Source organism: Rhizobium cauense (assembly GCF_019511525.1).
GTDB classification, from domain to species: Bacteria; Pseudomonadota; Alphaproteobacteria; order Rhizobiales; family Rhizobiaceae; genus Rhizobium; species Rhizobium cauense.
In genome coordinates this window covers 1-382 of record NZ_JAEUAT010000084.1, presented here as the reverse complement: position 1 = coordinate 382, position 382 = coordinate 1, and the positions used below count along the sequence as shown (strand labels likewise).

Below are 382 nucleotides of genomic sequence, written 5' to 3'. Positions count from 1 at the left end.
CCCGGCGGGCGGCCGTGTTAATGCGCAGCTACCTTTCCGGACTGATGGAAAACTGGCTGTTTGCCCCCGATTCGTTCGACCTGCATGCGGAAGCGCGGGACTACGTCGCTATTCTGCTGGAGATGTATCAATTCTGCCCGACGCTACGCGGCCCGGAGAGCTTGTCAGCTTAAAGGTAGCGCGCGGATGGGCGTGAATTTTTAGCGCCGTCCGCCGCTATTCGCCAGCGCTGAGAAGTGCTATTCTGCGCGCTTGCGACGACCCCCGGTATTCTCCGGCATTTGCATTCATTCATATTAACTATGCTGCACACGATCTCCAGGCAACGCGCCACGTTCATCTTTATTATCACGCTGCTCTGTTTTATTGGCCTTTTCAGCCC

At 56.3% G+C, this 382-nt stretch carries 1 pseudogene; it reads left to right on the top strand.

What is annotated here, in order from left to right:
* Positions 1-173 (top strand): annotated as a pseudogene (gene acrR, locus JNB88_RS33240) (multidrug efflux transporter transcriptional repressor AcrR); the annotation flags it as partial.
* Between the last annotated feature and the right edge of the window lie 209 nt (positions 174-382).